The sequence below is a fragment of the Bacillus inaquosorum genome, assembly GCF_023238325.1.
Taxonomy (GTDB): Bacteria; Bacillota; Bacilli; order Bacillales; family Bacillaceae; genus Bacillus; species Bacillus inaquosorum.
In genome coordinates, this window is the sequence record NZ_CP096592.1 from 2,502,681 (window position 1) to 2,522,892 (window position 20,212).

Consider the following 20,212-nt stretch of genomic DNA (forward strand, 5'->3'; position numbering starts at 1 on the left):
CCTCCTATGATTGTTCAATATCAGATTTAATGTTAGAAAGAACCCCGTTTACAAACTTTGTCGCTTTGTCATCACCAAACCGTTTTGCCAGCTCAATCGCTTCGTTCATGGAGACATTCACCGGAATGTCTTCGACATATGCCATTTCGTATGCTGCCAGACGCAAAATCGCGCGGTCAACATTGGCAATCCGATCGAGCTTCCAATTCACCAGATGCTTGGAAATCATTTCATCCAGCTGGACTTGGTGTTCCAATACCCCGTGTACAAGCTGTTCAAAGAAAGGATCTGTTTTTTCTTCATCCAATGCGTGTTCAATGGCTTCATTTACTGCGATATCGCTGACATCAATTTGAAATAGTGCCTGCAAAGCTTTTTCTCTTGCTGTTCTTCTTTTCATTTTCTTTCTCCTTTGATCCTCTTTATCCGCTTGTCGTTAAGCCACAAAGAGATCATAACATATTTTTTTCGTATCCGCATATTGAAATCAAGGTTTTTTTACCCTATTACCGAATATTTTCACACACCTTGATATGATCATTCGGATTTCACGTTCATGAAGAAACTCGGCTGCCTTGAGCCGGCTTTCTTCATGCTTTGAAATAAAGGGTAACGTGTAAAAAAACCAAAGGGCCGCCCTCCCCTTGGTTTTTTGTTAAGCCATTTACATTTCTTCGTCGATTTGGACTTCTTGGGCTTTTGTGTCAAATTGAATGCCGACGATGTGAATATTGATCTCGTTAATCGAAAGAGACGTCATATTTAATAAGGTTTGACGAATGTTTTCCTGAACGGACGCTGCAACTTTCGGAATCGAAACGCCGAATGTAACAACGCAGTATACATCGATCGTAATTCCGTCATCCGCCAGGTCGACTTTGACACCTTTGCCATGATTCACTTTACCGAAGCGCTCGACGACGCCTGTCGCAAAGTTTCCGCGCATTTCGGCAACACCGTCAACTTCTGAAGCTGCTATGCCGGCAATGACCTCAATGACTTCCGGTGCAATCTCAACCTTACCTAAATGCGTATCTTCTTGATCCATTTTAAGCAAGCTGTTGTCTTTCATTCAATTCACCTCCGTAAAAATTATGAGCCCATTACATCATATGTTTCTAAAAATTTCGTATTAAACTCTCCGCTAACAAATGTTTCGTGTTCAAGCAGTTTTAAGTGGAACGGGATTGTTGTCTCAATGCCTTCGATCACGAATTCGCTCAATGCACGCTTCATTCGGGCAATCGCTTCATCTCTCGTTTTTCCATATGTGATCACTTTTGCAATCATGCTGTCATAGTACGGAGGGATGGAATAGCCCGGATACGCAGCTGAATCTACACGGACACCAAGACCGCCAGGAGGCAGGTACATTTTAATTTCACCAGGTGACGGCATGAAATTTTTACTTGGGTTTTCTGCGTTGATTCGGCATTCGATAGCCCAGCCTTCAAATTCGACATCTTCCTGCTTGAGGCTCAGTTCCATTCCTGATGCAACTTTGATCTGTTCCTTAATCAGGTCGGTTCCCGTTACCATTTCTGTGACTGGGTGCTCTACCTGGATTCTCGTATTCATTTCCATGAAGTAGTAGCGCTGTTCTTTGTAGTCATAAATAAATTCAACAGTTCCCGCGCCTGTATAGCCAACTGCTGTTGCAGCCTTAACCGCTGCATCTCCCATCTGCTCCCTGATTTCTGAATCAAGCGCCGGAGACGGCGTTTCTTCCAAAAGCTTTTGCAGGCGTCTTTGAATCGAGCAGTCGCGTTCGCCCAAATGGATCGTATTTCCGTAGTTATCGGCAAGCACTTGGATCTCAACATGACGAAAATCTTCTATGTATTTTTCGATGTAAACACCTGGATTTCCGAATGCTGTTGCAGCTTCCTGCTGTGTAATCTTAATGCCTTTGACCAATTCCTCTTCGGTGCGGGCAACCCTGATTCCTTTTCCGCCTCCGCCTGCGGTGGCTTTTATAATTACAGGATACCCAATTTCATTAGCAAGCGAAACCGCTTCTTCCACATTTTCTATAATTCCTTGTGAACCCGGTACGATCGGCACGCCGGCCTGTTTCATCGTTTCCCGCGCAACATCTTTTGTTCCCATTTTTGAAATGGCGTCAGCGCTCGGACCGACAAACGTGACGTTAACTTCTTCACATAATTCCGCGAAATCAGCATTTTCAGCTAAAAATCCATATCCCGGATGAATAGCGTCTGTGCCTGTCAGCTTTGCAACACTTACTATATTTGTAACGTTTAAGTAGCTGTCTTTTGATGCTTTCGGTCCGATACAAAAAGCTTCATCGGCCATTTGAACATGAAGGGCATCTTTATCAGCTTCTGAATAAACAGCGACAGTCTCAATTCCGAGCTCTTTGCAGGCTCTGATGATTCTGACAGCAATTTCTCCTCGGTTGGCGATCAATAGCTTTTTAATCATGTTAAGTCTCCTTACTCTGCTTTCACAAGAAATAGAGGTTGTCCGTATTCGACCAGCTGGCCGTTTTCTACTAATACTTCAACGATTTCACCTTTTACTTCCGCTTCGATTTCGTTGAATAGCTTCATTGCTTCTACAATGCAGACAACTGTGTTTTCATTTACTTTTGAACCAGCCGTTACATAAGGGCCCGCTTCCGGTGATGAAGATGCATAAAACGTTCCTACCATTGGCGAAGTGATTTTATGCAGATTTTCATCTTGCTTCGGTGCTTCTTGGGCAGGTGCCGGCGCTGCTTGCTGCGCTTGCGGCTGAACTGCCTGCGGAGCCTGAGCTTGTACAGGTGCTGCCGGCGCCTGCTGCATCACTTGAACAGTGCCTGCTTCATGTTTTTTCAGTTTTAAGGATACACCTTCATTTTCATATACGAATTCGTCAATTGTAGACTCGTCAATTGCTTTAATCAGCTCGTGGATTTCTTTAATATTTAACATTCAATCGCACTCCTATGTATGAAATTTCTTTTTTATAGGTTACTACTAAAAGTACATACTATGTTTATCTTACAGGAGCGGACTTTTGAATTCAACTCTAATATGATTGGCACTCAAAAAGCCCGCTGCTTAAGCGGGCGTGTTTTTCCTCTTTTTCACTTGGATGGCTCAAATGTGACAGCGACGTCTTTCATTGTTTTGATTTCTTTTGCCACAAGGTCTATGATGGCTGTCGCCTTCGATTTGGAGTGTTTGTCTGATTTGACAGTAATATTGATTTTATCTCCTTCAGCATTGACGAGCGCGTCTTCGTAGCCTTGTGTTTTAATAAGGGTTTCCAGCTGTTTTTCTGTTCCTTCTACTTCACTGAGAGCCGTCATTTTATCATATGCTTCGCTCTTTTCCTTTGCTGTTGCATCATCGCTTGACACAATGGCATTCAGCTCTTCTCTTTCTTTGCTTCTGGCATCTTCTAAATCAAGACGGTACGTCGTAAACAGATCATCATCAGCTGTTTCTGTTACAACAGTTCCTTTTTCACTGGCTTCAGCTGATGTTTCCTTGTCTCCAGATGAATCTTTCGTGCCCTTTGTTCCATCTTCTTTTTCCGTTTCTGTTTCAGTTTCTGCACCGTTTTTTTCCTTCGTGTCTTGCTTGGCAGGCGCTTTTTCAGTTGCAACCTCTCCGCTGTCAGACGCGCTTTTTTCACTTTGCATCTGTACGGCATTTTTACTTTCCGGCGACATGATATAGTAGACGCTTAACACCACGACAAGACTGAGCATTGTTAATAGCCAAACGGTTTGTTTTTTAAGCATTTATGAATCCTCCTTTATTTTTTTAGGGGCAACCGCAACCCGGTGGCTTGGTACATCCAGGACCCGTGTCACCGCTTCAATAATGGTTTGTTTTATTTGAACGTTGTCCACTCCTTGAGCAACAACGAGTACACCGCGTATATCAGGCTTTTTCGTTTGGACGACGACGGGCGTTTCCTTATCGCCGTTTTTGATCATGACAATTTCTTCTTCTGACGTCTGGTCTGTAACGCTTCTTGTTCCGCCTTCTTTGTCTGTTTCTTCAGTGGTTGTATTTTTGTTTGATTTGTTTTTTTCGTATACTTTCAGCGACGTTGCATCAACATTCACGACAACAGAGACATCGTCCACACCTATGATCGTTTCAAGAATTTCTTTCAGCTGATTTTCGTATTCTTTTTCATAATCATCGATCGAGTCTTTAGGTTCATCAGATTTTGAGGCTTTAAACACTTCGGCTGTTTTCTCTTTGCTGTCTTTGGTATCTTGTGATGGTACTGCCGTTATCATTTTGGCGTTTTCTGTTTTCTCAGGTGAAGAAAACAGCTGGCTGACAAGCATAAAGGAAACTCCGAGAACAAAAACGAACAGAAAGTAATGATATTTGGTCAGCTTCGGCTTTTCACCGTCCTTCGTTTGCCCCGGAAGAAACTGCTTTTTCAATACATTCCATAATCCGTTTTTATTCATTGCCGACACTCTCCCCGCCTTCCATATGAACCGTAATTTTCTCACTTCCGATTTCCCAAATGTCCGCAAGCTGTGACTGGATCTGTTTGGCTTCTTTTTGTTCGGCTGCTTCTTTCGTTACGTATGCATGATCTGTATCAATGTTGACCGGCGCGACCGTTTGGACCGTTTTTTCAGAAGACGGGGCCATATACACGCTGATTGTTTTAATATCCTCTTCTGAATCTACCTTTTCTCCTGCCGTGAGTTTGATGTTGTCTACTTTGTATTCATCATGACTGAATCTCTCCTCCGCTTTCTTTTTTAGTTGGACAGCCATTTCTTCTAAAATATATGCGCGCTGGGAAGCTTGTATTTCTATTTTTTTTGAATTGATTTGATTTTTTATGTCGGCAGACTCTGACTGCCCGTTTTTTGTGAGGTACTCAAAGATGACTGCAGGGTCTGTGTTGAAAAGCTTAAAAATCGGCGTGAGCATGACGACAATCAAGAGCAGGCTGACTACCATTTTTGCGTACTTTTGCATGCTGGAGCTCGGCAGCAGCATATCAATTACAATTGCAAATAGGATAAACAACACGATGGTGGTCAGCCATTCAGTTAAAAAACTCATCCGCCAGCCTCCTTTATTTCATCATCATCGTGAGGTTTCCGGCTGTGATTATGACGGTAAGGCTTAAAAAAAACATGAGAGATACAATGGCGAGAGCTGCAAAAATATAAATGACGCTTTTGCTGATGACATCGAGGCAAGTAATGACGGGCCCGCCTCCAAGCGGCTGAAGAATCGCGGCTGCCAGCTTATAAATAAAAGCGAGGGAAAGCACTTTGATTGCCGGAAAGGCCGCAATACAGATCAAAATAGCGACACCGAGAATCCCTACTGTATTTTTCAGCAATAAGGAAGCACTGATCACTGTATCTGTCGCGTCTGTAAACATCCGGCCAAGCACAGGAATAAAGTTTCCGGTTATAAATTTAGCCGTCCTGAGCGTAATGCCGTCTGTCACTGCAGCTGAGGCTCCCTGAACAGAGATGACGCCGAGAAAGATGGTGAGAAAGACGGCCAGTGCGCCGATGGCGATATTTCTAAGCAGATTGGCCAGCTGCGTTACTTTGTATTGTTCGGTCATTGTACTGACAATGCTCAGAATCGCTGATAAGAAAATGAGCGGCATAACAATATTCTGAATCAAGAGACCGCTTGTATTCATCAGAAAGAGGATAACAGGATGAAAGAAGGCTGCAGATACAGCTCCGCCTGAGGAAGCCAAAAGCGCCAAGAGGAGCGGAATGAGCGCCAATATAAAGCTGGTCATCGTCTGAATGGCCTCTGTCGCATAATTGATTGCCACATGAAAACTGTTTAGCGCAAGGATAATCAACACCATGTACACAATTGAGTAAGCGACTTTGCTGACGGTGCTTTGCTGAAACGCATTTTGCAGAAGCTGCAGGATGACGCAAAATATCGTGAGCAAAATCAATGTGCCCAGCAGCTTTCCGTTGGCAAGCACTTCATGAAACAAATAAGAAAAAAGAGCTTTCAGCCATTCTTGCGGTGAAAATGATTTATCGCCGTTGATAAACTCCATTAAGCTGCCTTTTTGGCTTTCCGGCAGCAGTCCGCCGTACTCTGTCATAATGTCATTCCAAAATTCACCGATCTTGTCTGTTTCAAGCGAGTCCGCTGTCCTTTCCGCTAATTGTTCAGCCGTTTCAGCATGGTCTTCCGTTTGTTCGGCGTCACCGGCTGCTTGTACCATTTCTGCACGGCCTGCTATGAGCAGCAGGGCCAGAAGCAAAGCCCATTGAAAACGCTTCAATCTACCGCCTCCTTTCGGTTATGACATAGAAGGTATAAGTCCGAGAATCGTTTCGATAATGACTGTTAAAATAGGCACAGCCATAACGAGAATTAAAATTTTCCCCGCCAATTCTATTTTCGAGGCGATGGCCCCTTGACCGGCATCCTTGGTGAGCTGCGCCCCGAATTCAGCAATATAGGCGATTCCGATAATCTTTAAAATGGTTTCAACATAAACCATGTTGACGTTTGCATTAATCGCGATTTTTTCTATCATTCGAATAATGTCGTAGATTTGATCTACTAAATAAAGAAAAATGGCACAGCCGGCAAACACGACGATTAAAAACGCAAAAGTCGGCTTTTGTTCTTTTACAATCAAAGAAAGGAAGGTGGCGATCAGCCCTAAACCTACAATTTGAACAATGTCAATCTGCAAGCCCCCCTATCCTTGGAATAAAAACACAGCTTTTATCTTTTTAAAAAGGTCATCTACGATCGTGGCGACCATAAATAAAATATAGATAAAACCTAACAGCGTCACCCACTGGGCATATTCTTTTTTGCCCATCTGATCCAAAATCGTGTGTAAAAAAGCAACCACGATTCCCACTCCGGCGATTTGAAATATGACATTCACGTCTACTCCCATTTTATTTTTGCTCCCCTCACGTTTACATCAATAGAAGAATGAGTAACAAGCCCGCTAAAAAGCCCAAACTTTTTATCATCTTTTCATTTTTTGCTTGTGCCTGCTCAGCATCCGCTTCAGAGGCTTCCAAGTGTGTCAGCGCCAGCTTGATGTGCTTTTGCTGTGAGATTCGATCATGAATCCCGAGCGTCTCACCAAATTGCTTTAGCACTTCATATTCGCTTTTTTTCAAAGACATGCTGTCCCACACTTTCTTTAAGCTTTGCTCCCACGCCGTTTTCGCGGAATCACTGCCCTTGTCCAGCTGATCACTAAACGTGATAAAAAGAGCCGAAACAGGCTGTGCCAGCTGCTTGGCAATCTGCTGTGAAGCGGTATGAAGCGGTGTATGGCCGTACATGATTTCTGCCTCGAGAGATTGGAGCGCCGCACGCAGCTGGCGGATTTGCCGCGGACGTTCTGTATAAATCTTCGCCATCTCAAAACCTGTCCATGTTGTCGCTACCACAATGAATACAGCGCCCAGCAGCTTCAGCATGTCTTCACGCCCATCGTCCCAGACAGCACATTTCCGTCTTTGTCATAAATCCGGCTTACTGTGCCCGGCCCCTTCGCTCTCGATAATTCCAAATAGCGGTCAAAGGCTCTTTCTTCCCACAAACGCTTCAATGAAGGCCGCTTCATCAGGTCGGATATGCTCCAGCCATGCGCCGAGACGATTACTGAAACACCGGCATGCAAGGCCTCAAGAAGTGCATCTGTATCTTCCACGCGCCCGATTTCATCGACAATGATCACCTCAGGGCTCATCGATCGAATCATCATCATCAGACCCTCAGCCTTTGGACAGGCGTCTAATACGTCAATCCTCTGTCCAAATTGATGCTGCGGAATGCCGCGCAGGCACCCGGCAATTTCTGACCGCTCATCGACGATTCCTGTCTTTACGGGCAACATGAGATTTTTGCCGGTGCTCGAGAGCCTCGCAAGATCCCGGAGAAGTGTTGTTTTGCCGGTTTGCGGCGGACCGATAATCAGCGTATTCAGCCAGCTGTCTTGATACAAGTATGGAAGCAGCGGCTCCGCAATCCCCAGCTTTTGCCGGGCAATTCGTATATTAAAAGATGTGATGTCACGGAGGCCTTTCACACCTCCGTTTTCCGTAATGACTCTGCCTGCCAGTCCGACTCTGTGGCCGCCTCTGATCGTGACATACCCCTTCTTCAGCTCTTCTTCGAGCGTATACATACTATAGTTGCTGAGCCGGCTAAGGATCAGATGGGCATCCTCGGCCGTGCCCGTATAGGACAAAAAAACAGGTTGTCCTTTTCGAATTAATTCAACAGGGCGGTTGACCCGAATTCTGACTTCTTCGATTTCCAGCCATTGATGTTCCGGTATTTCAGAAAGGGCGTTTTTCATGGATTCAGGGAGAACCTCAGCGATTTCATTCAACAGAGCCTCCTCCTTTCTACCGATTGGCTTCTTTAAAATGTATGATGTGAGGCAGACTTTATGACAAGCCTCTCTTTATTTATGAACACCCGCTAAAATCAAAACAACACCCGTAAAAATCAGTATCAGCTTTGCATACGACAGCTGCCCGGCAATTTGATAGATTCCGACAGTCATGGTAATGATAAATATCAGCGGACCGACAATAGCGAGAATGCTGTTAACCACAACCGCCTTCCGGACATCATTTGTCACAAGCATGATAATCGCTGCCGTCAGCTCAATCATTGAGGATAAAACTCGCAATCCGGCCATTGTTAAAACAGTAGAATTGATATTTCCAAGTAAAAATTTCATAGCACTCTCCCAACCTCCCATTTTTTTATATGATATGCTCTAGCTTGCAGAAGTAGTCTTGTCATTTTCGTATAAAAGAAAGATTCTGTTTTTGGGCAAAAAAAAGCCTGCTCCCATTCGGGAACAGACTTCTTATTTCTTTCTACGCTCTTGAAACGTAAGAACCGTCTGATGTATTGACAACAAGTGTGTCGCCTTCATTCACAAAGAACGGCACGTTGACAACAAGGCCGGTTTCAGTTTTCGCAGGTTTTGTACCGCCTGATGCTGTATCACCTTTAATACCAGGTTCAGTCTCAACAACTTTCAGCTCAACTGTGTTTGGAAGTTCGATACCGAGCGTTTCATCTTGGTACATCATGATATGCACAGACATGTTTTCAAGCAGGTATTTTAATTCCTCTTCGATTTGAGCCTCGCCCAGTTCAAGCTGCTCATAAGAAGAAGTATCCATAAATACGTGCTGATCTCCGTTTGCATATAGGTATTGCATTGTTTTTGTTTCGATTTGCGCTTTTGCTACTTTTTCACCAGCGCGGAAAGTTTTTTCCTGAATCGCGCCCGTACGAAGGTTGCGGAGTTTAGAGCGGACAAACGCCGCGCCTTTACCAGGTTTTACGTGCTGGAAGTCAACGACGCGCCAAATGCCGCCGTCTACTTCGATTGTTAATCCTGTACGGAAATCGTTAACTGAAATCATGTTTAATGTCCTCCTATATTCCAATCACAAAATAATAAGTTCTTTTGGGGAATGGGTGATTGTCCGGTTGCCGTTTTCTGTAATCACGATGTCATCTTCTATGCGGACACCGCCTGTTTCTGGTATGTAAATGCCCGGCTCCACTGTGACCACCATGCCCGGTTCAAGGATAGCTGAAGATCTGACGGACAATCCCGGCGATTCATGAACTTCCATACCGAGCCCGTGCCCGGTTGAATGGCCGAAATATTCACCGTAGCCTTTTGCAGCAATGTGATCCCTTGTGAGGGCGTCAGCCTCTTTTCCTGTCATGCCCGGCTTAATATGTGCGACGCCGAGTGCCTGAGCATCAAATACGACCTGATAAATCTCCTTCAATCGATCACTGGGCTGACCGACAGCGACCGTACGGGTAATATCAGAACAGTATCCTTTATAATAAGCGCCAAAATCAAGTGTAACAAGGTCTCCGCTTTCAATCAGCTTGTCACTGGCCACACCGTGCGGAAGGCTTGACCGAAGGCCCGAGGCGACAATCATATCAAAAGAAGAGCTATCAGCTCCCTGGCTTCTCATATAAAACTCCAGCTCATTGGCAACAGCTATTTCAGAAATGCCGGGTTTCATAAACGTCAAGATATGTTTGAAGGCATCATCTGCAATCTTCGCAGCTTCCTCTAATATCTTAATCTCTTCACTAGACTTAATCAAGCGCAACTTTTCTACGGATTCAGCCACAGGCACTAATTCAGCCTCACTGATAACCGCGCTGTATGATGCGTATGTGCCGTATGTCATGCTGTTCTGCTCAAAGCCGAGACGCTTGATGCCGAACGCTTCAACCGTGTCGGCTGTAGTCTGAATCAAGCTGCCGCCATGCTCAATGATCTCAAAGCCCTTTACCTGAACCTTCGCCTGCTCTGTATAACGAAAATCCGTAATAAACGCTGCCCTGTCACCTGATATAACAGCCAGGCCAGCTGAACCTGTAAATCCTGTCATATAGCGTACATTTGTGCTGCTTGTAATCAGCATTCCGTCAATCCCCAGCTGTCCAAACAGGTTTCTTAATTTCTCTAGCTTCATCTTTATTCTCCCCCTTGCTGGCTTATTAAGTAGCGGAGAGCAAGCTTGTAGCCTTCAGATCCAAGACCGACAATCTGCCCTTTCGCAACCGGAGCGATGACCGACTGATGCCTGAATTCCTCCCTGGCGTATAAGTTTGATAAATGCACCTCAATCACTGGAAGATTAATGCTTGAAACAGCATCCCTGATCGCATAGCTGTAATGGCTCAAGGCACCAGGGTTCAGAACAATCCCGTCGTATTGCTCCTCAGCCTCATGTATCGCATCTATCAAATCACCTTCGTGGTTAGACTGGAAGAAAGTGAGCTGGATATGTAAAGCTTCAGCAAAATGAAAAAGGTCTGTTTCGATATCAGTCAGTGTCCGGCGGCCGAATACCTCCGGCTCACGCTTCCCCAGCCGATTGACATTCGGCCCGTTCAAAATCAAAAAATGAGGCACATGAATCTCTCCTTTTCGCGAGGGTTTCTCATGTAAAAAATGTTCACTTCTCGTGAACATTTTACCATACTGGAAATGGATAATACACTATTCTCTATGCGTTCCCAGCGCACGTGCCAGCTTTTCCGAATTCAGCTCATTGTATTCAAATGAAATGGAATAACCGACAAACAGCCCGTAAAGCAAATAAATGCAAATGGTTGTAATAATTGTATCTGGTTTCAGTTCGGTCACCGCGCGCACATCAGGAAAAATCGGATTAAAAACAAAAAACACGAGTAGCCAAAGCAGCAAGCCGTATAAAATACCCGGCCACATAGTTTTTAAACGTTTCAATAGAAGAAAATATAGAAATGCTGCGCCAATTGAAATCATTCCGATCAAAATGATGCTGATTATGGTTCCAAGTCCATGTTTTTTCCACTCTCCAAGCACAAACGGCTGCAAAATCATATTCGGACTGACTTCAGAAAAATGAAACAAATACGCAATATAAGCGATAAAACTCCATAATACGCCGCCGCAAAAACCTGTTGCCGCCACCCTGCCGGCCATCGGAACAGGCGGTCCTTGCTTCTCAGTCGATTCTTGATTTTGTTCTGTATTTTTTTCGCTTGTCATCACGGCACCTCCAGTTAAAGTGTGCCCAAAAAATGAAATGTCAATAAAAAAGCTCACACTTTTTGGCAGCTGCGAGTAAAATTTGAAAATAACGGGTATAATGCATGAAGAAAAAGCAAGGCTATGGCAACTTTTCAGCCTGTCAATCTAGAGGTTTAGCGCTGTTTCCTGTACAATAGAGTGAAAGGAAATAGTTAGCAATCCTAAAGAAATAGGCAGGTTGATAATATGTCAAAACATAAAATTCCGCCCGCTTACGGCGGGCAGGCAGTTGTGGAAGGCGTTATGTTTGGCGGAAAGCATCATTACGTTACGGCGATCAGAAGAACGGATGGGAGCATTGACTTTTTTAAGCTTCCCCGCAAACACAATCCGAAACTGAACATCGTAAAAAAGATACCGTTTTTACGAGGAATCGCGGCCATTATTGAAGCGAGCGCAAACGGCACCAAGCATTTAAATTTTTCAAGCGAACGTTACGGGCTCGATCCATCGGAAGACGAGACACTTGAGCAGGAAGAAAAAAAATCCTCCGGTCTGTCTATGTATCTCAGCCTCGCGGTAATCGGCGTCTTATCATTTTTGTTCAGTAAATTCGTATTTACATTGGTTCCTGTTTTCTTAGCTGAACTGACAAGGCCGATTTTTTCATCGGACACAGAGCAAATCGCGGTTGAAAGCCTGTTTAAGTTGATTTTGCTGCTCGGCTACATTTATTTTTTGTCCATGACACCGCTCATTAAAAGAGTGTTTCAATATCATGGAGCCGAACATAAAGTCATAAACTGTTATGAACAGAATTTGCCAATTACAGTGCAGAATGTTCAAAACCAATCTCGGCTTCATTACCGCTGCGGATCAAGCTTTATATTATTTACGATTATTGTCGGCATGTTTGTCTATTTGCTCGTTCCGACAGATCCGCTTTGGCTGCGTGTTATAGATCGTGTCGCGCTGATACCAGTCGTACTCGGCATATCCTTTGAAGTTCTCCAGCTGACTAACAAAGTGCGTGATATTCCCGGACTGAAATTTCTTGGATACCCGGGCCTCTGGCTTCAGCTGTTAACAACAAAAGAACCTAAGGATGACCAGGTTGAAGTTGCCATCGAAAGCTTTAACGAGCTTCTCAGACTCGAAGAAATGTCTGAACAAAATCAGAAGCCTTCTCACAACGTCATCTAAAATCCGTTGCCCTGCTATTACTTTCGGAGGTGGACAGTTATGAATCATCGTGTACAACCTATTATTGCTGTATTAATCGCGCTGGGAGCGTTCGGTTTCCTCTATGTTCTGGTAACCAATCCCGGAGAAATGGCAAAAATGGCGGTAACCGTCATCGTGGCAGGTATCATTATTTATTTTATTGTGAAATATGTAATGAATCGAAATGCGGGCAGCGAAGGAGCAGCCTTCAAAAAAGCGGCGAAACAGTCGCGGCGCCGGATGAAAGAACAAAAAGCAAAGCATCGCGCCGGACATAAGGGACGTGTGAGCCACCTGCGAAGCGTTCCGAGCGCCAGCAAGCCTAAGCCGATGATTCTCAAGAAAAAAAGCCAGACTCAGCTGACTGTTATAGAAGGGAAAAAAAATAAAAAGAAAAACAGAGCGCTTTTTTAATAGGTCCATTGTTTTAAAAACAACTCTGTCCGTCTTTTACCTAGCTCTATCAGGGCTAGTTTTTTTTGTTGTGTTAATTGAAAATCAGTTGCCATTACGTCATCAACCGGCAGAAAAATGATGTTTTGTTCATAGCGTGACGCAATATGCCTTGCGTCATGGGCATCCTTCATCGTTTCAAACAGGGCGCCAAACAGTTCGAAAGCGTTGCGGATATTTTTTTTCGGGCGCTCCCTTTCACGCGGCGCAAGCGTCACACCGATCACAGGGCGTTTTCTTTCCTTTGAAAACAGCCATATTGGAAAATTGCTTAACACGCCTCCGTCAACCACCGTGGCGGTGCCTGTGTCCGTTTTTAATTTTATCGGTTCAAAGAAATACGGAATGCTGCAGCTCATTCTTACCGCCCTGGCAACCGGAAACATATCGGGATTTAACCCGTAACGGACCAAATCGTCTGGCAAAACAATCATGGTGCCGTTTGTCAGATCAGAAGCGATAAGGCGCAGAGACCCTTTCTGCAAATCACCGAAAACCCTTATGCCCTTCGCTCTTAACAGATCAGCAATCCATTTTTCTATCGTGTCGCCTTTGTATAAGCCAAGACGCCAGTAGATGGACACCCACTGGAGCATTTTTAAGGGGAGAAATGAGTACCGCTGGTCCAGCAATTTCTCTCCATCCACTTCTTCAATTAAAGCGTGGATTTCCTTACTGGTGTAACCTGACGCAATGAAAGCGGCAATAATTGCGCCCGCGCTTGTACCCGCAAGCCTTTTAAAGCGGAAGCCTTTTTCCTCAAGCGCTTCATAAGCGCCTGCAAGCGCAATGCCTTTTACTCCTCCGCCGGAAAACACACCGTCAATATACATCTCATTCCCTCCCCCTCGATCCGATCGTTTACTATCATTTTAAGAAAACACGTGAAGAAATAGACCAACGAATGACACGCGGCCCGACGCATCAAAAAAGACGGCCTCCTTCGAGACCGCCTTTTTACTGATTATGATGTTCTGTTTTCTTTTGGATTGATTTCAGATCTTTTTTACGAGCATCATCTTCTTCAAAATATTGAACAAGATCCCCGATGCGATCAATGCTGTTCCAACTTAAATGATGTTCGATTCCTTCGACATCGTTATATATTTTCTCTTCATCAACACCAATGATTCTTAAAAACTGCTCAAGCAATTCATGTCTGTATACCAGCCGTTTGCCTATTTTTTTCCCTTTAGACGTTAACACGAGACCGCGATATTTTTCATAAATTAAATATTCGTCTTTATCTAGTTTTTGAACCATTTTCGTTACAGAGGAGGGATGGACTGCCAATGCTTCCGCGATATCGGAAACCCGTGCATATCCTTTTTCTTCAATCAGCATATAAATCTGTTCAATATAATCTTCCATACTTGGTGTTGTCATCGAAACCCTCCCAAAAAGCACCTTAACTTTATAAACCATTACAAGTTTACACTAATGAACTTGAAAAAACAAGGATGCTCCGCAGGCCAAAAGCCCTTTTTACCGCTTATAATTCCATTCATCTGAAGCATATTTTGTTTCTGCCAAATGATGAACAAAATCAAGCTCTTCCTGAGTTAGTTCGTACGGCTTTAAATGAATGTTAAGACCAGTTTCAAATCCTTCTTTAAAGGCTTTACGGGCCTCATCCATCGTCACCCGCTTATCGGTGAGTTCATTAATGGCAACCGCTTTATTTTTGAAATTGCGCTGCATCCGCTCTCTGACTCTTTCACTCGGATACAAGAACAGATCGAACAGCTTGTCCTCATCCAAATCAAGCAGAATGGAGCCATGCTGAAGAATCACGCCTTTTTGTCTCGTTTGCGCACTTCCTGCCACCTTGCGTCCCTCGACCACCAGCTCATACCACGAAGGCGCGTCAAAACAAACGGATGACCGCGGATTTTTTAAGCTTTCTTTTTCTTTTTCGGTTCTCGGGATGGCAAAGTATGCGTCCAGACCGAGATTTCTAAATCCTTGGAGTATGCCTTCTGAAATGACCCGGTATGCTTCAGTAACAGTCGCCGGCATTTCGGGGTGCTCTTCCGAAACAATCACGCTGTATGTCAATTCCTGATCGTGCAGCACACCTCTCCCGCCGGTCGGGCGTCTGACAAATCCGAGATTATACTTATGTACTGCTTCAAAATTGATTTCCTTTTTAATATTTTGAAAATATCCTACAGAAAGAGTCGCCGGATTCCAGCCGTAAAAACGGATAACCGGAGGAATTTTCTTTTCGCTGTGCCAATATAAAAGCGCTTCATCAAGCGCCATATTGAATGCAGGACTTGCATTGCCTGAGTCTATAAACCGCCAAGTTTCTTTTTCCATTTTGAGACCTTCCTTACCGTTTTAATAGAATCAGTTTATCAAACTGCAGGGAAAATGAAAAATATTTTAGTTCCATTATGGATGACAATCGCGCCATGCTTTACTATAATAGTATTTGTCGAAAACGGCTCTATGGCCTTGTTTTATGAAGCAGGGTTTTGATTTTATATGCTAAAGGAGTAGAATCACATTGTCTAATATGATCGTCTTAATTATTTTTGCTGCGTTTCTCGTCTATATGATTGCTTCATATGTCTATCAGCAGCGAATTATGAAAACACTTACGGAAGAAGAGTTCCGCGCAGGTTACCGAAAAGCGCAGCTCATTGACGTTCGTGAACCGAATGAGTTTGAGGGCGGACATATTTTAGGCGCCCGCAACATCCCACTTTCCCAGCTGAAACAGAGAAAAAATGAAATCCGTCCGGACAAGCCTGTCTATCTGTACTGCCAAAACAGTGTCCGCAGCGGACGCGCGGCACAAACTCTGCGCAAAAACGGCTGCACTGAGATTTACAACCTAAAGGGCGGCTTTAAAAAATGGGGCGGAAAGATTAAAGCGAAGTAATAAAGAAAAACAGCTGTCGTATAGACAGCTGTTTTTTTACCTCTCTTCCGCCTCGTACCTGAGCACCGGGTGTCTCGCCGCTTTTGTTTCATCCATTCTTTTTACAATCGTCGTATGCGGCGCCTCTTGGACGAGCTCCGGATTCTCCTCCGCTTCCTTTGCGATTTGAATCATAGCGTCGATAAACGCATCCAGTGTTTCCTTGGATTCCGTCTCTGTCGGCTCGATCATTATGCATTCTTCAACATTAAGCGGGAAATAAATCGTAGGCGGATGATATCCGAAATCGAGCAGCCGTTTTGCTATATCAAGCGTACGCACTCCCAGCTTTTTCTGGCGCTTCCCTGACAATACAAATTCATGCTTGCAATGACGGTCAAACGGAAGATCGTAATAAGGCGCGAGCTTTCTCATCATATAGTTGGCGTTTAACACTGCGTTCTCAGTAACAGCCTTTAACCCGTCAGGCCCCATAGAGCGGATATACGTATACGCTCTGACATTGATGCCGAAGTTGCCGTAATACGGCTTCACGCGGCCGATCGCATGAGGGCGGTCATAATCAAACGTAAAGCGTCCTTCTTTTTGGATTAAAACTGGTTTTGGCAAATAAGGAATCAGATCTTTTTTTACGCCGACAGGGCCTGATCCGGGGCCTCCGCCGCCATGAGGGCCAGTGAATGTTTTATGCAAGTTGAGGTGCACCACGTCAAAACCCATATCTCCCGGTCGTGCTTTGCTTAAAACGGCATTTAAATTAGCGCCGTCATAGTACAGTTTCCCCCCCGCTTGGTGAACAATTTCCGCCATCTCGGTAATCTGTTCCTCAAACAAGCCGAGCGTGTTCGGATTCGTCAGCATAAGAGCCGCCGTTTCTTCATTCACTGCTCTTTTTAAATCCTCCAGATCGACAAGCCCCTTTTCATTCGATTTCACCGTTACTGTTTCAAAGCCTGCTACTGTCGCTGAAGCAGGGTTCGTCCCGTGCGCGGAATCAGGTACAATGACCTTCGTTCGCTTGAAATCCCCTCGCGCTTCATGATAGGCCCGGATCATCATCAGCCCCGTCCACTCGCCATGCGCCCCGGCAGCGGGCTGAAGAGTAACCTCATCCATTCCCGTAATTTCCTCAAGGTGCTTGCTTAAATCATATAAAAGCTCTAAAGCGCCTTGAACCGTGTCTTCATCCTGAAGAGGATGAATCGCAGCAAAACCGGGAATTCGCGCAATTTTTTCATTTATTTTCGGATTGTATTTCATTGTGCAAGAACCGAGCGGGTAAAAGCCGGAATCCACTCCGTGATTACGTTTAGACAGCGCTGTATAATGGCGCATGATATCCAGCTCGGACACCTCTGGCAGCTCTGCATCCTCGTCACGAATATAGGTGTCTGACAAGAGGTTCTCCAATTCGATTTCCGGTACATCGAGCTCCGGCAGACTGTAGCCGATACGGCCTTCTCTGGAAAGCTCAAAAATAAGTGCCTGATCCTGATTACTCATGGCGATCCCCCAATTCCTGAATGAGTGCGTCAATTTCTTCTTTTGTTCTCAGCTCCGTTACAGCAATCAGCATATGACAGTCCAGCTCCGGATACGTCAGCCCAAGATCATATCCGCCGATGATGCCTTTTGCCAGCAAACGCCGATTTACTGCTTTTACCGGTTCATCCAGTTTGATGACAAATTCATTAAACATCGGTCCATCAAACATGACGGTGAGGCCCGCTTTTTTTCCTTCTTGCTTGGCATAGTTGGCTTTTAGGAGATTTTGACGGGCGATTTCTTTTACGCCGTTTTTCCCGAGAGCTGTCATGGCGACAGAAGCTGCCAGCGCATTTAAAGCTTGGTTCGAGCATATATTTGATGTCGCTTTATCCCGGCGGATATGCTGTTCCCTGGCTTGCAAAGTAAGCACAAAGCCTCTTTTTCCGTTTTCGTCTTCCGTTTGTCCGACGAGACGGCCCGGCACTTTTCTCATTAATTTTTTGTTGACTGCAAAAAAGCCGCAGTGCGGGCCGCCGTATGCGGAAGGAATGCCGAAAGGCTGTGCATCACCAACGACGATATCAGCCTGAAACTTGCCCGGCGGAGTGAGAAGACCTAGCGCAAGCGGATTGGCTGACACAATAAACATGGATTTCCCTTGATGAGCGATAGGCTCAATATCCTTTAACGGCTCAACCCGGCCAAAAAAATTAGGGTACTGAACGATCACTGCAGCCGTGTCCTCGCAAACGGTTTGGCGCAAAGCATCAATATCAGTAACTCCATCTTTAGCGGGGACTTCAACGACTTCAATATACTGACCTTTTGCGTACGTTTTCAGCACTTCTCTCGATTCAGGATGCACGGTTTTTGACACAACGATTTTTTTCTTTTTCGTGTGGCCGGAAGCAAGCATGGCCGCTTCCGCCAAGGCTGTTCCGCCATCATACATAGAGGAGTTGGCGATATCCATTCCTGTCAGTTCACAGATCATCGTTTGGAATTCGAAAATGGCCTGTAGCTCCCCTTGTGAAATTTCCGGCTGATAAGGCGTATACGCCGTATAAAACTCAGAGCGCGAAATGACATGATCCACAATAACAGGCTGATAGTGGTCATATACACCCGCTCCTAAGAAAGACGCGTGTTGTACGGTATCACGATTTTTAGAGGCCAGCTTTGCCAGTTCTCTTGTTAATTCCGTTTCTGATTTCGCTTTTTTGATTTGATACTCTTTTTGATATCTGACGTTTTCCGGTATATCAGCAAATAATTCATCGATGCCGCTTACGCCGATAGCGGCAAGCATTTCCTGTTTATCCTTTTCTGTTGCGGGCAAATAACGGTGCTTCATGTGTTGACTCCTCTCCCCAAGAAAAAATATTAGCGTTTATAAAATGGTGTTTTGACAACCTTTGCTTTCACTAATTTTTTGCGAATCTCCACCTCTACAACAGTCCCGATTTCACTCGCTTCCGCAGCAACTAGGGCAAGGCCGACGTTTTTCCCTAATGTCGGTGACTGCGTGCCGGTTGTGACCTTTCCGACGGACTTGCCATGTTGGAATACTTCATATCCGTGCCGCGGTATCCCTTTTTCGATCATTTCGAGACCGACAAGCTTTCGCTTCGCTCCGTTTTCTTTCTGTTCACTCAATACAGACTTACCGAAAAAGTCAGACTCTTTTTTGTGTTTTACGGCAAAGCCAATACCTGCTTCAATCGGTGTAATATCCCGGGTCAGCTCCTGTCCGTAGAGCGGGAGTTTCGCTTCAAACCGGAGCGTATCACGTGCGCCAAGACCGCATGGAATCAGTCCGTATTCCTCACCCGCATCAATAATTTGCTTCCACAAATACACGGCATCATGGGCACGGCAGTAAATTTCAAATCCGTCTTCACCCGTATAGCCGGTGCGCGAAATGAGTGCTCTGCAGCCGCTGATATCAGCTTCATCAATAAACGCAAACGGCTTTATTGCAGACACATCTGAAGCTGCCAGTTTTTTTAAGATTGCTTCTGCTTTCGGCCCCTGCACAGCCAGGAGCGCAATTTGATCTGACTGATTGTCAATCTGCACATCACCTGTCGCATGTTCTTTCATCCAAGCCAGGTCTTTATCTATATTAGAAGCATTAATGACTAGCAGATAGCGGTTCTCTCCTTTTTGATAGACAAGCAAATCATCGACGGTTCCGCCATCCGGATAGCACATCGCTGTATATTGCGCACGGCCTGGTGTCAACGCGGAAACATCATTTGTCATCAGCCTTTGCAAAAAAGACAGACTGTCGCTTCCTGACACTTCGATTTCTCCCATATGGGATACATCAAAGAGCCCGGCTGCAGTTCGAACAGCCTCGTGTTCGTTTTTTATAGAAGAGAATTGAACAGGAAGCTCCCAGCCTCCGAAATCAATCGTTTTTCCTCCATATTCCTTATACAGGTCAAATAACGGCGTTCTTTTCAGCATCAAATTCCTCCCCTTTTTCAACGGCGCAGCTAAAAAATTATACAAAAAAGGACAGAGAAACACCTCATGTAAAATGAAGGTTCTCTGTCCTGGCACCTGAAAGTTTACTTTGCATACGCAAAGACGTCCCCTTTG

26 protein-coding genes are annotated in these 20,212 nt (G+C 44.8%); 3 read left to right on the top strand and 23 right to left on the bottom strand.

Annotation, left to right across the window (positions count from 1 at the left end):
* Nucleotides 1-4 precede the first annotated feature (4 nt).
* From nusB to M1M80_RS12545, 17 genes are all read right to left on the bottom strand, one after another.
* Nucleotides 5-400, bottom strand: coding sequence for a transcription antitermination factor NusB (gene nusB / locus M1M80_RS12465; protein WP_003236895.1), 396 nt, complete (start codon nt 398-400; stop codon nt 5-7).
* Nucleotides 401-664: 264 nt separating this feature from the next.
* The gene (gene yqhY, locus M1M80_RS12470; RefSeq protein ID WP_003236896.1) at nt 665-1,072 is read right to left on the bottom strand and encodes a fatty acid biosynthesis protein YqhY; all 408 of its coding nucleotides are present in this window, start codon (nt 1,070-1,072) and stop codon (nt 665-667) included.
* A 20-nt stretch (nt 1,073-1,092) separates the two neighbouring features.
* Nucleotides 1,093-2,445 (bottom strand): acetyl-CoA carboxylase biotin carboxylase subunit, encoded by a 1,353-nt coding sequence (gene accC / locus M1M80_RS12475; protein ID WP_003236897.1) that lies wholly within the window; start codon nt 2,443-2,445, stop codon nt 1,093-1,095.
* Between the two features lie 11 nt (nt 2,446-2,456).
* Nucleotides 2,457-2,939, bottom strand: coding sequence for an acetyl-CoA carboxylase biotin carboxyl carrier protein (gene accB, locus M1M80_RS12480; protein WP_003236898.1), 483 nt, complete (start codon nt 2,937-2,939; stop codon nt 2,457-2,459).
* Nucleotides 2,940-3,094: 155 nt separating this feature from the next.
* Nucleotides 3,095-3,757, bottom strand: coding sequence for a stage III sporulation ratchet engulfment protein SpoIIIAH (gene spoIIIAH / locus M1M80_RS12485; protein WP_060399003.1), 663 nt, complete (start codon nt 3,755-3,757; stop codon nt 3,095-3,097).
* The gene (gene spoIIIAG / locus M1M80_RS12490; protein WP_060399004.1) at nt 3,758-4,447 is read right to left on the bottom strand and encodes a stage III sporulation protein AG; all 690 of its coding nucleotides are present in this window, start codon (nt 4,445-4,447) and stop codon (nt 3,758-3,760) included. It lies immediately after the preceding gene.
* Nucleotides 4,440-5,060 (bottom strand): stage III sporulation protein AF, encoded by a 621-nt coding sequence (spoIIIAF, locus tag M1M80_RS12495; RefSeq protein ID WP_003236901.1) that lies wholly within the window; start codon nt 5,058-5,060, stop codon nt 4,440-4,442. Before spoIIIAF ends, spoIIIAG begins: the two co-directional genes overlap by 8 nt.
* A gap of 13 nt (nt 5,061-5,073) precedes the next feature.
* Nucleotides 5,074-6,273, bottom strand: a complete 1,200-nt coding sequence (spoIIIAE, locus tag M1M80_RS12500; RefSeq protein WP_060399005.1) for a stage III sporulation protein AE — start codon at nt 6,271-6,273, stop codon at nt 5,074-5,076.
* 18 nt (nt 6,274-6,291) lie between these two features.
* On the bottom strand, nt 6,292-6,693 hold the full coding sequence (gene spoIIIAD, locus M1M80_RS12505) for a stage III sporulation protein AD (protein WP_003230228.1): 402 nt from the start codon (nt 6,691-6,693) through the stop codon (nt 6,292-6,294).
* Nucleotides 6,694-6,699: 6 nt separating this feature from the next.
* A complete protein-coding gene (spoIIIAC, locus tag M1M80_RS12510; protein WP_003153142.1) occupies nt 6,700-6,906 on the bottom strand; it encodes a stage III sporulation protein AC in 207 nt (68 codons plus the stop codon).
* A 22-nt stretch (nt 6,907-6,928) separates the two neighbouring features.
* Nucleotides 6,929-7,444: a stage III sporulation protein SpoIIIAB gene (gene spoIIIAB / locus M1M80_RS12515; protein WP_003236904.1), complete on the bottom strand. Its 516-nt coding sequence runs from the start codon at nt 7,442-7,444 to the stop codon at nt 6,929-6,931.
* Nucleotides 7,438-8,361, bottom strand: a complete 924-nt coding sequence (spoIIIAA, locus tag M1M80_RS12520) for a stage III sporulation protein AA (protein ID WP_060399006.1) — start codon at nt 8,359-8,361, stop codon at nt 7,438-7,440. The genes spoIIIAB and spoIIIAA overlap by 7 nt, the downstream gene beginning before the upstream one ends.
* 75 nt (nt 8,362-8,436) lie before the next feature.
* Nucleotides 8,437-8,718: a YqhV family protein gene (locus tag M1M80_RS12525; RefSeq protein ID WP_003226379.1), complete on the bottom strand. Its 282-nt coding sequence runs from the start codon at nt 8,716-8,718 to the stop codon at nt 8,437-8,439.
* Nucleotides 8,719-8,860: 142 nt separating this feature from the next.
* Entirely contained in the window at nt 8,861-9,418 is a 558-nt protein-coding gene (gene efp / locus M1M80_RS12530) for an elongation factor P (RefSeq protein WP_003236907.1), read from the bottom strand.
* A gap of 24 nt (nt 9,419-9,442) precedes the next feature.
* Nucleotides 9,443-10,504 (bottom strand): aminopeptidase PapA, encoded by a 1,062-nt coding sequence (gene papA, locus M1M80_RS12535; protein ID WP_019258873.1) that lies wholly within the window; start codon nt 10,502-10,504, stop codon nt 9,443-9,445.
* A 2-nt stretch (nt 10,505-10,506) separates the two neighbouring features.
* Nucleotides 10,507-10,947 carry a type II 3-dehydroquinate dehydratase gene (gene aroQ / locus M1M80_RS12540; RefSeq protein WP_019258874.1) on the bottom strand — a complete coding sequence of 147 codons (441 nt, stop codon included), beginning with the start codon at nt 10,945-10,947 and terminating at the stop codon, nt 10,507-10,509.
* A gap of 87 nt (nt 10,948-11,034) precedes the next feature.
* Complete coding sequence (locus M1M80_RS12545) at nt 11,035-11,571, bottom strand: YqhR family membrane protein (protein ID WP_003236914.1); 537 nt, start codon at nt 11,569-11,571, stop codon at nt 11,035-11,037.
* A 225-nt stretch (nt 11,572-11,796) separates the two neighbouring features.
* Here M1M80_RS12545 and M1M80_RS12550 point away from each other — a divergent pair, with 225 nt between their 5' ends.
* Nucleotides 11,797-12,753 (top strand): DUF1385 domain-containing protein, encoded by a 957-nt coding sequence (locus M1M80_RS12550; RefSeq protein ID WP_060399007.1) that lies wholly within the window; start codon nt 11,797-11,799, stop codon nt 12,751-12,753.
* A 39-nt stretch (nt 12,754-12,792) separates the two neighbouring features.
* Nucleotides 12,793-13,188 carry an SA1362 family protein gene (locus tag M1M80_RS12555; RefSeq protein WP_003226367.1) on the top strand — a complete coding sequence of 132 codons (396 nt, stop codon included), beginning with the start codon at nt 12,793-12,795 and terminating at the stop codon, nt 13,186-13,188.
* Here the strand turns inward: M1M80_RS12555 and M1M80_RS12560 are convergent.
* From M1M80_RS12560 to lipM, 3 genes are all read right to left on the bottom strand, one after another.
* Nucleotides 13,185-14,060: a patatin-like phospholipase family protein gene (locus M1M80_RS12560; protein ID WP_003236918.1), complete on the bottom strand. Its 876-nt coding sequence runs from the start codon at nt 14,058-14,060 to the stop codon at nt 13,185-13,187. The two genes, M1M80_RS12555 and M1M80_RS12560, sit on opposite strands and share 4 nt — an antisense overlap.
* 124 nt (nt 14,061-14,184) lie before the next feature.
* Nucleotides 14,185-14,613, bottom strand: a complete 429-nt coding sequence (gene mntR / locus M1M80_RS12565; protein WP_003236923.1) for a transcriptional regulator MntR — start codon at nt 14,611-14,613, stop codon at nt 14,185-14,187.
* Nucleotides 14,614-14,712: 99 nt separating this feature from the next.
* A complete protein-coding gene (lipM, locus tag M1M80_RS12570) occupies nt 14,713-15,549 on the bottom strand; it encodes an octanoyltransferase LipM (protein WP_060399008.1) in 837 nt (278 codons plus the stop codon).
* A 190-nt stretch (nt 15,550-15,739) separates the two neighbouring features.
* Here lipM and M1M80_RS12575 point away from each other — a divergent pair, with 190 nt between their 5' ends.
* Nucleotides 15,740-16,117 (top strand): rhodanese-like domain-containing protein, encoded by a 378-nt coding sequence (locus tag M1M80_RS12575; protein ID WP_003236926.1) that lies wholly within the window; start codon nt 15,740-15,742, stop codon nt 16,115-16,117.
* Nucleotides 16,118-16,153: 36 nt separating this feature from the next.
* Here the strand turns inward: M1M80_RS12575 and gcvPB are convergent, their stop codons facing one another.
* The 3 genes from gcvPB to gcvT are packed head-to-tail and all read right to left on the bottom strand — an operon-like array spanning nt 16,154 to nt 20,077.
* The gene (gene gcvPB / locus M1M80_RS12580) at nt 16,154-17,620 is read right to left on the bottom strand and encodes an aminomethyl-transferring glycine dehydrogenase subunit GcvPB (RefSeq protein WP_060399009.1); all 1,467 of its coding nucleotides are present in this window, start codon (nt 17,618-17,620) and stop codon (nt 16,154-16,156) included.
* Nucleotides 17,613-18,959 (bottom strand): aminomethyl-transferring glycine dehydrogenase subunit GcvPA, encoded by a 1,347-nt coding sequence (gcvPA, locus tag M1M80_RS12585; RefSeq protein WP_060399010.1) that lies wholly within the window; start codon nt 18,957-18,959, stop codon nt 17,613-17,615. Before gcvPA ends, gcvPB begins: the two co-directional genes overlap by 8 nt.
* A gap of 29 nt (nt 18,960-18,988) precedes the next feature.
* Complete coding sequence (gene gcvT / locus M1M80_RS12590) at nt 18,989-20,077, bottom strand: glycine cleavage system aminomethyltransferase GcvT (protein WP_060399011.1); 1,089 nt, start codon at nt 20,075-20,077, stop codon at nt 18,989-18,991.
* Nucleotides 20,078-20,212 lie beyond the last annotated feature (135 nt).